Source organism: Imperialibacter sp. (assembly GCF_040222815.1).
Classification (GTDB): domain Bacteria; phylum Bacteroidota; class Bacteroidia; order Cytophagales; family Cyclobacteriaceae; genus Imperialibacter.
Genome location: NZ_JAVKCH010000022.1, coordinates 394,215 through 406,856 on the forward strand (window position 1 = coordinate 394,215; position 12,642 = coordinate 406,856).

At 49.9% G+C, this 12,642-nt stretch carries 12 protein-coding genes; 6 read left to right on the plus strand and 6 right to left on the minus strand.

Features of this window, described 5'->3' with window-relative positions:
- Nucleotides 1-56 precede the first annotated feature (56 nt).
- From RIF36_RS11485 to RIF36_RS11495, 3 genes are all read left to right on the plus strand, one after another.
- On the plus strand, nt 57-209 hold the full coding sequence (locus RIF36_RS11485; RefSeq protein WP_350149351.1) for a hypothetical protein: 153 nt from the start codon (nt 57-59) through the stop codon (nt 207-209).
- Nucleotides 210-781: 572 nt separating this feature from the next.
- Nucleotides 782-2,125 (plus strand): Gfo/Idh/MocA family protein, encoded by a 1,344-nt coding sequence (locus tag RIF36_RS11490; protein WP_350074945.1) that lies wholly within the window; start codon nt 782-784, stop codon nt 2,123-2,125.
- 13 nt (nt 2,126-2,138) lie between these two features.
- Entirely contained in the window at nt 2,139-3,032 is an 894-nt protein-coding gene (locus RIF36_RS11495) for a sugar phosphate isomerase/epimerase family protein (RefSeq protein ID WP_350127670.1), read from the plus strand.
- A gap of 383 nt (nt 3,033-3,415) precedes the next feature.
- Here RIF36_RS11495 and RIF36_RS11500 read toward each other — a convergent pair whose 3' ends face one another.
- The 3 genes from RIF36_RS11500 to RIF36_RS11510 all read right to left on the minus strand — a co-directional run bounded on the left by RIF36_RS11500 (nt 3,416) and on the right by RIF36_RS11510 (nt 5,773).
- Nucleotides 3,416-5,029 (minus strand): tetratricopeptide repeat protein, encoded by a 1,614-nt coding sequence (locus RIF36_RS11500; protein WP_350127666.1) that lies wholly within the window; start codon nt 5,027-5,029, stop codon nt 3,416-3,418.
- 143 nt (nt 5,030-5,172) lie between these two features.
- On the minus strand, nt 5,173-5,322 hold the full coding sequence (locus tag RIF36_RS11505; protein ID WP_350074939.1) for a hypothetical protein: 150 nt from the start codon (nt 5,320-5,322) through the stop codon (nt 5,173-5,175).
- On the minus strand, nt 5,306-5,773 hold the full coding sequence (locus tag RIF36_RS11510; RefSeq protein WP_350074937.1) for a PIN domain-containing protein: 468 nt from the start codon (nt 5,771-5,773) through the stop codon (nt 5,306-5,308). Before RIF36_RS11510 ends, RIF36_RS11505 begins: the two co-directional genes overlap by 17 nt.
- Nucleotides 5,774-5,945: 172 nt before the next feature.
- Between RIF36_RS11510 and RIF36_RS11515 the strand changes: the two genes are divergently transcribed.
- Nucleotides 5,946-7,136, plus strand: a complete 1,191-nt coding sequence (locus RIF36_RS11515) for a sialidase family protein (protein WP_350127663.1) — start codon at nt 5,946-5,948, stop codon at nt 7,134-7,136.
- Nucleotides 7,137-7,324: 188 nt separating this feature from the next.
- Here the strand turns inward: RIF36_RS11515 and RIF36_RS11520 are convergent, their stop codons facing one another.
- Nucleotides 7,325-8,914 (minus strand): L-serine ammonia-lyase, iron-sulfur-dependent, subunit alpha, encoded by a 1,590-nt coding sequence (locus tag RIF36_RS11520; protein WP_350127660.1) that lies wholly within the window; start codon nt 8,912-8,914, stop codon nt 7,325-7,327.
- A gap of 79 nt (nt 8,915-8,993) precedes the next feature.
- Here RIF36_RS11520 and RIF36_RS11525 point away from each other — a divergent pair, with 79 nt between their 5' ends.
- Both RIF36_RS11525 and RIF36_RS11530 read left to right on the plus strand, forming a co-directional pair.
- A complete protein-coding gene (locus tag RIF36_RS11525) occupies nt 8,994-9,857 on the plus strand; it encodes a TSUP family transporter (protein WP_350127657.1) in 864 nt (287 codons plus the stop codon).
- A gap of 11 nt (nt 9,858-9,868) precedes the next feature.
- Entirely contained in the window at nt 9,869-10,831 is a 963-nt protein-coding gene (locus tag RIF36_RS11530; RefSeq protein WP_350127654.1) for an ornithine cyclodeaminase family protein, read from the plus strand.
- A 95-nt stretch (nt 10,832-10,926) separates the two neighbouring features.
- Here RIF36_RS11530 and RIF36_RS11535 read toward each other — a convergent pair whose 3' ends face one another.
- Together RIF36_RS11535 and RIF36_RS11540 are read right to left on the minus strand one after the other, a co-directional pair.
- Nucleotides 10,927-11,328, minus strand: a complete 402-nt coding sequence (locus tag RIF36_RS11535; protein WP_350127651.1) for a hypothetical protein — start codon at nt 11,326-11,328, stop codon at nt 10,927-10,929.
- A 101-nt stretch (nt 11,329-11,429) separates the two neighbouring features.
- Nucleotides 11,430-12,602, minus strand: a complete 1,173-nt coding sequence (locus tag RIF36_RS11540) for a TlpA family protein disulfide reductase (protein ID WP_350127648.1) — start codon at nt 12,600-12,602, stop codon at nt 11,430-11,432.
- Nucleotides 12,603-12,642 lie beyond the last annotated feature (40 nt).

The following is a 12,642-nucleotide window of genomic DNA, read 5'->3' on the forward strand; positions in this document are numbered from 1 at the left end:
GCCGTCAGACGCCGGGGTAATGAAAGAAAGGAGACGGGAGTAACCCGCCTACGCCAATGGCTTCAGGGAGCGGCCCATCTACGCTGAAAGCTTCGGCGGGCGAGGAAGACCGGAGTCAGAAGCCGGGAGATGAGGCGTTGGTACGGCGAGTGGCATTTGCGGTGGGGCCGTCAGACGCCGGGGTAATTAAAGAAAGGAGACGGGAGTAGCCGCCTACGCCAATGGCTTCAGGGAGCGGCCCATCTACGCTGAATGCTTCGGCGGGCGAGGAAGTGGAGGGCAGTGTTGGAAGGAACGCTGTTTCTCGTGCAATGCATGGGTGCTTTATTCTTTAAGGTTTCAAGAGTTTCAAGAGTTTCAAAGCCCTGAAAAGGCGGCATAAATCAGGAGGGTGGTGAAGCCCCATCCTGGAGGTTGTCAGTAACCCTGACAGGGTTAAAACCATTTTGCAGTAGCTAAAGTTGAGTGCCAGGTACCTTTGGCCGCCAACCCAGGGTTTTGAACGGAGGCTGGTGCTGGTGGGCGGATGCACCCACCGGAACGACGGAGGGATGCTGGTAAAGCCCCCAAGCCTCATAACAATCGCTTAAACTCCCCACCAATCGCTCCTCTGAATTCCCAACCCGACCGCTCGTCAATTTAATCCGCTTTTTTCGTACCTTATGTAAGTGATTACTATGGTTACGTCGTCTTACTGTAGCAGGCGAACCGCATGCTCAATGCAGGTTGCAAGCCTGGTTGAAACAATGAAAACTAATAGTCCTACTTAAATAATAAATCAATGGAAAAAGAACCGACAAGAAGAGAGTTTATAAAGAAAACCGCCGTGGCCGGGTCGGTGGCCTTTGCGCTGCCCACTATCATGCCATCAAGTGTTTTTGGTGCTAACGACCGTATCAACGCCGCTGTTTTAGGTGTAAATGGCCGGGGCAAGAGCCATATCAAAAGCTTTATGGTGCAGGACAATGTGCAGATTACCCATCTGTGCGATCCTGACATGCCTCTTCTGAAAAAGCGCCAGGCCGAGTTCAAAGAAACTTATAAGAAAGACGTCCTTCTTGAGCAGGACGTTCGCAAGATCATCGACAACAAGGACATTGATGTGATTAGCATCGCCATGCCCAACCACTGGCATGCGCTAGCCACAATCTGGGCATGCCAGGCTGGCAAAGACGTGTATGTAGAAAAGCCAGGTTCTCACAATATTTGGGAAGGCCGCAAAATGGTAGAAGCAGCACACAAGTATGATAGAATTGTGCAGCACGGCGTTCAGCTAAGAAGCTCACCAGCCATCAACAAAGCCATTGATCTGATGCGCAACGGCTATCTCGGCAAGGTATATATGTCACGTGGGCTTGTGTTCCGCTGGAGACCAAGCATCGGCGATCAGGGATTCTCTCCGGTACCCGAAGGCCTTGACTACGACCTGTGGACTGGCCCGGCGGGCAAGCGTGCCTTCACCAAAAATCTTGTACACTACAACTGGCACTGGGCATGGGACTACGGCAATGGAGACGTTGGCAACCAGGGTATTCACGAAACTGATCTTTGCATGTGGGGGTTGGACGTCGGGCTTCCTACCAAAATCACGTCTATGGGCGGTAAATTCCTTTGGGATGATGCCAAAGAGGTGCCTGAAGTGCTTACATCTATCTATAACTACCCTGAAGAAGGCAAGATCATCCAGTTTGAAGTGCGCCCATGGTGTACCAACACTGAAGATGGTGCTACAGTGGGCAACATCTTCTACGGTGAAAAGGGCATCCTCGTGGTGGATGGCTATGATAAGTTCAAGACCTATATGGGCCAGGACAGAACGCCAGGCGAGTCAGGCGATGATGGCATGGCATCAGGCACTGGCATGGATCGTGGCGACGGCGGCACCGACGGACACTTCAAGAACTTCATTGAGGCTGTGCGCAAGCGTGACAGGTCTGTGCAAAACGGCCCTGTAGAAACAGCCCACCTTGCTTCAGGACTGGCCCACCTTGGTAATATTGCCTACAGGCTGGACCGTGTGCTAACGTTCAATCCAAGCTCTGAAACTTTCGTTAACGACCCTGAGGCAGATAAAATGCTGAAACGTAATTACAGAAAAGGGTTCGAAGTTCCTGAGATCGTGTAACTGAAGAGTACAAATGGAACATCGTAACAACATGAATAAGTCACGTCGTGATTTTATTCAAAAAAGTGTTATTGCCGGAGTGGGTCTGTCGTTGATAGACCCACTTATGGTAAGTGCGTTCGCCAAAAAGTCGAAAATGAAGCTCGGCCTGGTCACCTACCAATGGGGGAAAGACTGGGATTTGCCTACCCTCATTGCCAACTGCGAGAAGACAGGCCTATTGGGGGTAGAGTTGCGCACAGAACATGCTCATGGAGTAGAAACCAGCCTTTCTGCCAGTCAGCGGGCAGAGGTGAAAAAACGCTTTGCCGACAGTCCGGTGGAGTGCCTCGGTTATGGTTCTAATTTCGACTATCACCATGCCGATCAGGCAAGAGTTCGCAAGACCATTGAAGGCACCAAGCAATACCTTCAGCTATGCAAGGACATCGGATCTACCGGTATCAAGGTGAAGCCCAATGGTTTCCCTGACAGTGTGTCTAAAGAAAAGACGATTGCCCAGATAGCGGCCTCGTTCAATGAATGTGGCAAATTCGCCAGCGACCTCGGGCTGGTGGTGCGGGTGGAAGTTCACGGCGAGGGAACCCAGGAGTTGCCTAACATGAAGGCCATCTTTGAGCAGGTAACTGAAAAAAGCGTGAAGATGTGCTGGAACTGCAACGACCAGGACTTGTGGGAGCCGGGGCTGGAGGCCAACTTCAATTCTGTGAAGAAGTGGTTTGGCGATACCGTGCATATCAGGGAGCTCAACGTGGGTGAGTACCCCTATCAGCAGCTCATGACTATGTTCAATGCCATAAAGTACGATGGCTGGCTGTTGCTAGAGGCCCGCACCGAACCAGCCGACAGGGTAGCTGCCATGAAGGAGCAGTTGCAGATATTTAATAAGATGGTTGGGAATAGCTAAGACTGATTTGGTTCCGGCGGGTGTCTTCACACGCCGGGATTTCTTCCGCCAGAGTTTCTCGCAATGCTATTAAGTTAAGAGGTTCGGTGTGCAAATTCTATTTTCACCCCAAACCCTAAAGGGCGCATGGATTACTATTAGCAGGCCCCTTTAGGGATTAAGGGTAAAATGCTCTTAACTTAACAGTATTGGAGTTTCTCGTAGAGGACTCTGAGCAAGGTTTGTCTATGTTTCACAAAGCGGGCGAAGACATGTTGTCAGCTCCGCAGACTACAAGAGTTTGGTCAAACACCTTCCGATGGCTAGCGAACTGAATTAATGGAACGGCTGCATCCCGGCGATCCGGTGAAACTTTTGTAATCTTTTCTTCCTGCCGATACGAATTACCTAACAGCCACCTTTTGAGCCGGAGCAAACTGGGAAATAATAGCCCTCACTTCTTTGGCTTCGTCTGTTCTGCCTAATGCCTCCAGGGCAGCTACCTTCCCACGAAGTGCTTTATTGCGATTTTTCCGATTAGTCAAGGATTGGTTGAACTGCGTCAGGGCTTCTTCCGGCCTGTTTTGGGTTAGTAGCCAATCGCCGTATTGCTCAAAGGAAGGGTAGGCGATAAACGGCGGGCCAGAATCATAGGAGCACTCACTTTCCAGTTGGGTGGCTTGGGTGAGGTGGTCTTCTGTTAATACATTGTCACCTTTTAGCTGTGCCAGCAGCGCTTCCATTTGGTGAATCACTACCTGTGTCTTTTTCAACCCTTCTTTGGTAGGTGCATACCTGGTGGGCCCGGCACTGCACATGGCTATGCCCTCGTCATTTACCAACAGGCTGGCTTTGCTGAGCTGGCGGTTAAGTCCGTCAATTTCCAGTTGCAAGCCTGTGGCGTCTTTTTCGTCGAAGGCCAGCATGCCATTAAAGAAATGCATCGCCGATTTCTCGGGAAGCCCAAGCTGTGAGTAGTCTACCTGCTGGGGTGTTAGCTCCTCCGGCCAGTACCCGGCCTCAATGCGCTGCTCATTTTGCATGGTAATCAAATAGCTCTTCGAGGCAGTGGAATCCTGATGGTAGGTAATGATTTCACCCAGTAGGTCGGCTGCTTTCTGATACTCGCCAGTCTGCAGGTAGCCATAGTGCAGCCAGGCCATGGCATGATAGCCTCTTTCTTTGCCACCAAGCCCTTTTGCCTCCATCCGATGCAAGCTCGCCTGGTAGGAGGCGATGTTGGAGCTCACTACTTTGTCCCACATGCCAAGGGCCACGTAGATATGCGAGGGCATGTGCAAGGCATGCGAGGCGTCAGGTGCCACGGTTGCATATTTATCGGCCGCAGTGAGCGCAATCTGGGCGTATTCCGGGTCGTCGTTGGCGTGAATCATGTAGTGCAAGGCACCCGGGTGGGTGGGGTTCTCTGCAATGATGCCGGCGGCCACCTCGGCCGATTTGTTGAGGTTGTCCTGATTGGTGTAACCAGCCCACATCAGGCCCAGGGCGTAGAAGGCCGCTACTTCCTGGTTGTCAGGGTTGGCTGCGTATACGTCGGCCATGTGATCGGCATAGCGCTGGTTGCGTTCGTCGAGCTCGCCCTCCCCGTACAGTATTTCTACGCCTTCCCAGAAGGCTGCCTCCAGCTGATTCTCAGCTTTGCTCATCCTGGCTTCTTTGGTTTCGCCAACAGCCTGAATGACTTTACGGCCTGCTTCTACGTCCTGCAACCCCCACAGCGCCCGGTAGTGTGTCATAGCCAGGCCCCAGTGAGCCATGAGCTCATCAGGATCGGCCTCAATAGCTTTCTGGAAAGCCTCGTTCGCATCGTCATATTCGAAGCTATGCAGGAGTAAAAGGCCCTGGTCAAAGTGTTCGCCTGCCTCGTCAGATATAGAGAAGTTATGCTGTAGGTCACCCAGATGAGTGTCCTCGCCTGAAGGAGACTTTTGAGCACAGGATGCCAATACAACAACGAAAACCAGGAGGGGCAGGGACTTTAGGGTCAATTTTTTCATAGTTGAAGGTAATGAAAAAACGGATACGAAGTAATTGGTTACCCTTGCCTTCTCACCATATAGTTGATCCAGAGAGGGGCGAAAAGAGAGGTGTAGCGCTTCGATTGAAGAGGGTTTCCTGAAGGGTCATTGTTCCTGTCTGCTTATTTCTTATCTGCCCACTTTCCATGCTTTTCAAGGTAGGCTTTGTACTGCTCGATGGTCATTCCTTCTGTTTCTTTTGATATTCTCTCTTTTTCCTTCCTGAAGAAGCTGACCGTATCGAATTGCTTTTCTTTAATCTTTGTCTCCATAATTGACAATTTCTTTTGGTGAACGAATGTCCAGTAGGCCTAGACCGTTTTTAATGTTGATTGAGTTATAGCCCCTGATTCTAAATACGTTAACAATATGCTTAAAATTCCAACTCACCAGATAATTAACTTTACACAGTGTCGCAGTAGCGATGTGCAAACAATCATCATAGCTCGTTCTTCCAACAACCTTTTCGTAGATGTATTGGTCGGCGAGCACGAAGCTTTCTCCAGTAATTTGAACCAGCTCAATATTACTTTGCGGCAAATGCTGGAAGTGCGTTCTTACTCGCTCAGGCGCATTTTCTAATTCTGCTATAGTCAAGTCAGAATAGACGCAGATGATCTCTCCGTTCTTGACCATGCCGAAAAGTTTTTCTGTTTCCATTTGGAACTCTTCGTCATAAATTCCGCCAAAAACGGACGTATCAAAATATAGCCTTGGTTTCACAAATTGAATTTAGTGTTTTCAACTTTGATAGTTAGCATTTCTAAACTACAAACAGGTTTTTGTTGATGAATATTAGCTGTCTAGTGCCCACTTGTCGCTGGTTCTCTCATAGAAAATGATTCCCACCTCCTCCAAACATTTTTTATCTTACCTCCACCAATCACCCTATATCATGAAACACACGACCCTATACCTCCTGGCCTGCTTTTTATGGGCTCACCTGTCTCCAGCCCAAAAGCCCTCCGACTTCATCATCAGCCAGCAACTTATCTTCCCGCCTCAGTCCGAGCATACGCACGCCAGCAGCCTGGTTATTCTACCTAATGGAGACAAACTGGCAGTCTGGTTTCAAGGCAGTGGGGAGCGCACAGCGGATGACGTGCGGCTGATGGGAGCCAGGCTAAAGAAGGGCACAAAAACCTGGACTGCGCCTTTCCTCATGGCAGACACCCCCGGCCTGCCCGATTGCAACCCGGTACTGTTTATGAACGGAAGTGGTAAGCTTTTTCTCGTATGGATAGCCGTGCAGGCCCATCGCTGGGAGAACTCCATTTTGCGGGTGTGTACCTCTACCCACTACAATACCGATGGCGCCCCGAATTGGGACTGGCAGGACAATATCTTGCTTGCTCCGGGAGCGGCATTTGCAGAGGAAGTCGCTGCCAAATTCAAAGACCTGCCGAACAACCCGGCTGGCTGGGCGGAGTATGCGCCGTCGTACGACAAAATGATCATAGAAGCGAGCGAGGATGCGAGCAAAACGAGCGTGGGCTGGATGACCCGCATCAAGCCGCTGATACTGCCCAACGGTCGCATTCTGCTGCCGCTCTACTCCGACGGATTCAATATGTCGCTGGTGGCTATTTCGGATGATGACGGAGCTACCTGGCGAGCAAGTTTGCCGATTGTTGGTCGTGGGCCGATACAGCCTGCCCTGGCGCAGAAAGAAAACGGAGACATCGTTGCCCTGATGAGGGACAGCGGCGATTCACCTCCAAGGGTGCACAAGAGCGTGTCGACCGATGGCGGGGAGTCGTGGAGTGCGACGGTGAAAACCGACATTCCGAACACCGCCAGCGTTGAGCTGCTGAAGCTGAAGGATGGCAAATGGGCCTTTTTGGGCAATGATATCGACGATGGCCGCTACCGGGTGAGCCTCTACTTTTCGGACGATGAAGGGGAGACCTGGAAGTGGAAGGTGCGCCTCGAAGATCACGAAAAAGGGGATGGCAGCAGCTATTCTTACCCCTGCTTGCTGCAAGACGACAAAGGATTGTTGCATATCACCTATTCGTCCCGCACCAGCGAGACTGAGAAGTCGATCAAATATGTGATGGTGGATCCGGCTAAGGTGGTGAGGTGAGCTGGCGTGTGAGACACACGCCAGAACGTGAGACACACACCAGAACGTGAGATACATTTGAGATAAACGGCAGAACGACGGTGAAGCAAGCAGCTTGATCTTATTGTATCCACATGAGGCCCGGCCTGCGTGGCCTGGTTTGCGCAGGCCGATTTGCTACTCTTGCAGGAGAGCGGCACATGATACTATCAACAAACCTTAAAGAAGGTTTTGCTTTGAGCCTCTTCTTTCTCGGCCAGCATGGCTTCAATCTTCTTGGCCGTTTTGGTAATAGCCAGTCCGCCGAGGCCTGTGCACCGCAAAGTATTGGGGATGGCATCGCCCACTTTCTTCATCGTCTCAATCACTTCATCCAATGGAATGACCTGATCATAATCGGCCAGTGCCATGTTGGCACACGAAATAGCCGTAGAAGCCGCCATCACGTTTCGGTTCAGGCAGGGAGCCTCCACCCGGTCGGCCACCATATCGCAAATCATTCCCAGCGACGACTGCAACGTGATGGAGGCAGCCGTAAGCGATTGCGCAAGGGTGCCGTTTTTCAACACCACCAGTCCTGCTGCAGCCATGCCGGAGCCGGAGCCGCATTCTGCCATACAGCCACCTACCTCGGCGGCAAACGTAGCATGAGCCGAGATGAACACACCAATGATGCCGGCGGCCAGCATCGCTTTCACCATTTCATCCTGAGGTAATTCCAAAACGGTGGCAGTACCGATAATGGCGCCAGGCAGCGCACCGCACGAACCGGCAGTGGGCGCTGCCACGATGACACCCATTGAGCTTTTTACTTCCATCATCGCAGACGTGTAAAGCGTAACGGTATTGAGCACATCGCCTTCTACCAAAGTCTTCTTTTCCATCTGCTTTTTGAAGTTGACCGACTGCGGTCCCAGGATACGGTCTTCGTAAGTGGTGCCTTTTACGCCGATTTCAATGGCATTTTGCATGATGGCAACAATGGCCCGCATTTTTTCAAACACTTCGTCATGCGAAATAGCCCCTCTGGCGCTTTCGTAGTGAACTGCCAGCTCCCACAGCGGCAGATTTTTGCCTTCGTTGTACGCCAGCATCTCTTCGGCTGTAATGAAAGGCACCTGTAGGTTCTTTCTGGCCAACACCGGCAGTACCGGCGATAGTTTCTTTATGGATAGCACCTCCCCGAGTTGCTGCAATTCTCCAATAATGTCTGTGGTGACAAATTGATTTGATTTTACCTCCACAAACGGCTGATCACCACGGTGAATATTGATCTCATCACAGTCGATTGAACCCTTCAGGAAATCAGCCACCTTATCAGGCGACTTTGTATAGACCAGGGTTTCAAAGAAATCGCCGGCCATCAACAACGGCGCACTATCAATTTCAATTACCTGAATCATGCCTCCACCGGTCGATAGTGCGGTGAGCGTATGCGTTTCTTTCGGATTTTTTAAAGTGAGCTTATAGGTGTTGGGGTGGGTGGCGCCAATTGGGTGAATGTCGATGGTGATTTTAATACCTGCTTGATCTATCGCCCGCAAGTAGTTGGGCAGTCGTTCGTCGTAGGCTTCCCATCCCAGGAAACCACCAAACAAACCCATGTCGGAGCCTTGTCCCTTGTGGGTGGTGGCCAGCGAACCGTTCGGGTCAAACTCAATATTTACCTCCGTGATGTTTTCATCCATCAAATCTCTGCACAGCCTGCCGATGCGAAGTGATGCAGCGCAGTGAGAGCTGGAAGGGCCCCGCATGACCGGGCCGATTACATCATTGAATATGCTGGGATAACTTTCCATGGACTGTAAATTTTAAGAGATGGCTCATCAATTTAAGAAATTTGTTTCATTATTTGCAGCTCCCATCAACAGGTTATCTATGATTACAATCATCTGGACTGTTTTAGTGCTGCTGGCTATTTGGATCGCAGTTGTTCTCTTTCTCGACTATCTAAAACACCGCACACAACTGGAGGGTAACAGTTGGACAAAAACAGGATTGATAGGGTTGGTTGGTAATTTCTTTGACACACTGGGCATCGGCTCCTTTGCCATTGAAACTGCACTGCTGAAATTCACGAAGCAAACAGAGGACCGATTGTTGCCTGGAACCCTTAATGTGGGAAACGCCATTCCGACCATGGCGCAGGCAATTATCTTCATACGAATTGTGGAGGTAGAACCATGGACGCTGGTACTGATGGTGGTGGCTTCGGGTGCAGGTGCCTTGCTGGGGGCTGGAATAGTGGCGAAGTTACCTGAGAATGTCATCAGGCTCACCATGGGTATCGCCCTTCTCATCACAGCGGGTTTTATGGTGGCTACTAAAATGAACTGGATAGAAGGAGGAGGAGAGGCGATTGGTCTTGCCGGGGGCAAGCTGATATTAGCGGTGGCTGCCAATTTTGTGCTGGGGGCGATTATGACAGCGGGTATCGGACTTTACGCACCGTGCATGGCCCTGGTATTTGCATTAGGCATGTCGCCCGCCGTGGCATTTCCCATCATGATGGGCTCGTGTGCCTTCCTGATGCCCATGGCCTCTTACCGTTTTATTAAAGAAGGGGCCTATAACAGAAAAGCTGCTTTTGCGATTGCCATGGCAGGCCTTATAGGGGTATTCATAGCAGCTTTTGTAGTGAAATCATTGGAGTTGGATACCCTGCGCTGGGTGGTGCTCGGCGTGATTCTTTATACTGCTGCGGTCATGCTTCGGGCAGGCCTTCGAAACCAGGAAAACTAAACAGTTGTCGCATGCTTGTATTGCAAAATGAGTTAATGGGCGATTTACTTTCCTTCTCGGAAGTAATAGAGGAAGTTGAGAACGCCATGATCGCCTATGAAAAGCAGGAGGTGATTGTTCCTTTGCGCATGCATATCGAAAAAGGAAAGAATACAATGATCTGCATGCCGGCCTGGGGCGATCATTATTTTGCCAACAAGCTGGTGAACGTATTCCCGGCGAATCGGGATAAAAACCTGCCTGTCAATATCGGTGCACTTGTGTTGAACAATGCTGAAACCGGGGAGGCGCTGGCGCTGATGAATGCCTCGAAGATAACCGCTCTCCGCACAGGGGCCCTGGGTGCCATTGGCATCAAGTACCTAACGCCTTCAGACACCTCAAGTTTTGGATTGATCGGATGTGGCGTGATGGGCCTTCATCTGGCGGCCATGACTTGTTCGGTTCGGAAGATATCAACCGTCCATTACCTGCATCGGTCGGAGAGTGGTGCCGCCCGCCTGAAGGCCTTCATGCAATCCTATTTTCCCGAAGTGGCAATAGAGGCGAGTTATTCCGCAGAAGAGTTGCTTGGCAAAACAAATGCCGTGATTGCGGCAACGCCCTCCCCGGCACCAGTATTGCCTGACGACAGCCGTCTCTTGAAAGGAAAGTGTTTTATCAGCATAGGCTCTTTTAAACCCTCCATGCAGGAGTTGCCCGATGAAGTGTTTAAACTCGCTGGAAGGCTGTTTATGGACTCTGAAGATGCCCGGGTGGAACCAGGGGATTGTATTAATCCAGTGAAGAAGGGGATCTTGAAGGAAACTGATCTGCTTACGATTGGAAAATTAATCACCAAAGAAGCAAGCGTTGATGTTCAGCAGACGACTGCTTACAAATCGGCTGGCATGGCGGTTTACGATTTGTTCGTAGCGCAGGCCATGTATAAAAGGGCGGTGCAGTCCAATAAGGGCACCCCGGTAGCGTTTTAGTCTTTCGAGCTGGGGCAATATTCGACGCTCGCAGCCAACCTTATGGCAGCAATGGATGAAGTTGCTTGCGTGTGAGACACACGCCAAAACTACCATTAAGCATCTTCACGAGGCCATCCGAGGTAGCAGGCCAATAAGCCCAGGGGAAGGAAAAGTACGATCAGGTACCTTCCATAGTTAGCCAGCACGTAATTGCCGGGATCCAGGGGGTCGTAGTAGATACGCACATGCTGGTCGTCGGTGCCCCTGGTGAGTGTTTCTCTTTCCTCGTCTTCGCTGATGTGATGGACCACACCTTCACCGTCGGTAAAGTCCATCAGCGTTAATAGTTCCGCCTCCGGCCCGTCAGTATTCAACACTGTTCCCGTAATGATGGCCTCGGTGGGTGTCCAGTAAAGTTGTGCGTAGAGGTAGTTCAAAGGAACAAGAACGCTCGTTGCTACCAAAGCCACTCCCGGAATGAGAAACCAAAGTTGAAAGAGCTTAAAGTTTTTCATTTCTTCAGGCATTTATGTTTCTACAGAAGCTATCGGCTGCACTACGTTATTAAAAAATCTGATAAATTATGAGGGCAACTATCGCCTCCAGAACAGAATGTTTATAAATTCTCTTCAATAGACGCTATCAACTCCTCCTTGTTAAAGCCCTCTCGCATATAAATGAATCTCCCAGCTCTGTCCAGCAATATGAATGTTGGTGCCCCAAGTGTTTCATATGCTTTGGCAACTAATTTGCCGTTGTACAAGGTTGGGTACTTAATGCTGTATTTTTTGATATAGCTGGATAATTTATCCAAATCTGAGTCCAGTGTCTCTACTCCGTATACCCTCAAGCCTTTACTCCGATACTTTTCCTGAATATCATTTATATCGGGCACCGATTCTACACACCCTTTGCAATAGGGGAACCAAAACTCAAGAAGCACGAGGTGTCCGATTTGACTTGCCAGGCTAACCGAATCGCCGTCAACCATAGGCAGCTTCCAGTCAGGCGCTTCAACGCCAATTTTTCCAGACATTTCAGCCGCCTCGCCGGCATAAAATTCGTCATAAGTTTGTCTGACAAATTCCTGTGGATATCGCTCATAATCCCAAACACTGTCTGGTCTGGTGGCTTTTGTACTAATGTTCTTGAAAGTGACTAGTTTAAAGCCTTTATTATCAGAGGAAATCGTTCTGTAGCTGAATGGTAAAAAGGTGTCTTTGTCGATTTGCAATTCCTGCTCAAATGCCGTCCCTTCCTGAACTATGAGATCTACTCCAGTCACAATATTTCTGTTTTTTAACTTGATGTTGAATTTGTAATACGACTGATTGTCAATGACCTCATCGTTCTGCTGAACAATGCTAACAGAAGAGTCCTCAAGCATTTTCGGCAGCAATGTGCGCAGCGTAAGCATTGAGTTTTGCATCCAAAACGAACCGCCCACGTGGTCTTTGGTCGGGTGGTTCATGTACAAGATTCGTTTGTCTTCTGTGCTGCACATGAATGCGGTTTGCCCGTTAAAAACTTCTTCCCCGTATTTTGACTGAAAGAGATACCTGGCAGCTATGAGCGTATCCTGACTCGAAAAATCAAAAAAGGAAGTTGCGGTTTCCCTTTCGTTAATCCCCCTGTCAGGATCGACCCTTTCAAAAACATATTCGTATTCAACGGTCTTTAAGGAATTGAGCGCCGAAATTGTATTTTGAAGTATGTCGCCATCGCTCACCCGGCAACAGGTGGCTGTTATGATGAGTGCAAAAAATAAATAGTGTGATAATCGCTTCATTATCAATAGCCCTGGTTTAAAAATTAGAACAGAAGTTAGC

Coding starts and splice junctions, on each gene's coding strand:
- RIF36_RS11485 (WP_350149351.1), top strand. CDS start 57: ATGGCTTCAGGGAGCGGCCCATCTACGCTGAAAGCTTCGGCGGGCGAG.
- RIF36_RS11490 (WP_350074945.1), top strand. CDS start 782: ATGGAAAAAGAACCGACAAGAAGAGAGTTTATAAAGAAAACCGCCGTG.
- RIF36_RS11495 (WP_350127670.1), top strand. CDS start 2,139: ATGGAACATCGTAACAACATGAATAAGTCACGTCGTGATTTTATTCAA.
- RIF36_RS11500 (WP_350127666.1), bottom strand. CDS start 5,029: ATGAAAAAATTGACCCTAAAGTCCCTGCCCCTCCTGGTTTTCGTTGTT.
- RIF36_RS11505 (WP_350074939.1), bottom strand. CDS start 5,322: ATGGAGACAAAGATTAAAGAAAAGCAATTCGATACGGTCAGCTTCTTC.
- RIF36_RS11515 (WP_350127663.1), top strand. CDS start 5,946: ATGAAACACACGACCCTATACCTCCTGGCCTGCTTTTTATGGGCTCAC.
- RIF36_RS11520 (WP_350127660.1), bottom strand. CDS start 8,914: ATGGAAAGTTATCCCAGCATATTCAATGATGTAATCGGCCCGGTCATG.
- RIF36_RS11525 (WP_350127657.1), top strand. CDS start 8,994: ATGATTACAATCATCTGGACTGTTTTAGTGCTGCTGGCTATTTGGATC.
- RIF36_RS11530 (WP_350127654.1), top strand. CDS start 9,869: ATGCTTGTATTGCAAAATGAGTTAATGGGCGATTTACTTTCCTTCTCG.
- RIF36_RS11535 (WP_350127651.1), bottom strand. CDS start 11,328: ATGAAAAACTTTAAGCTCTTTCAACTTTGGTTTCTCATTCCGGGAGTG.
- RIF36_RS11540 (WP_350127648.1), bottom strand. CDS start 12,602: ATGAAGCGATTATCACACTATTTATTTTTTGCACTCATCATAACAGCC.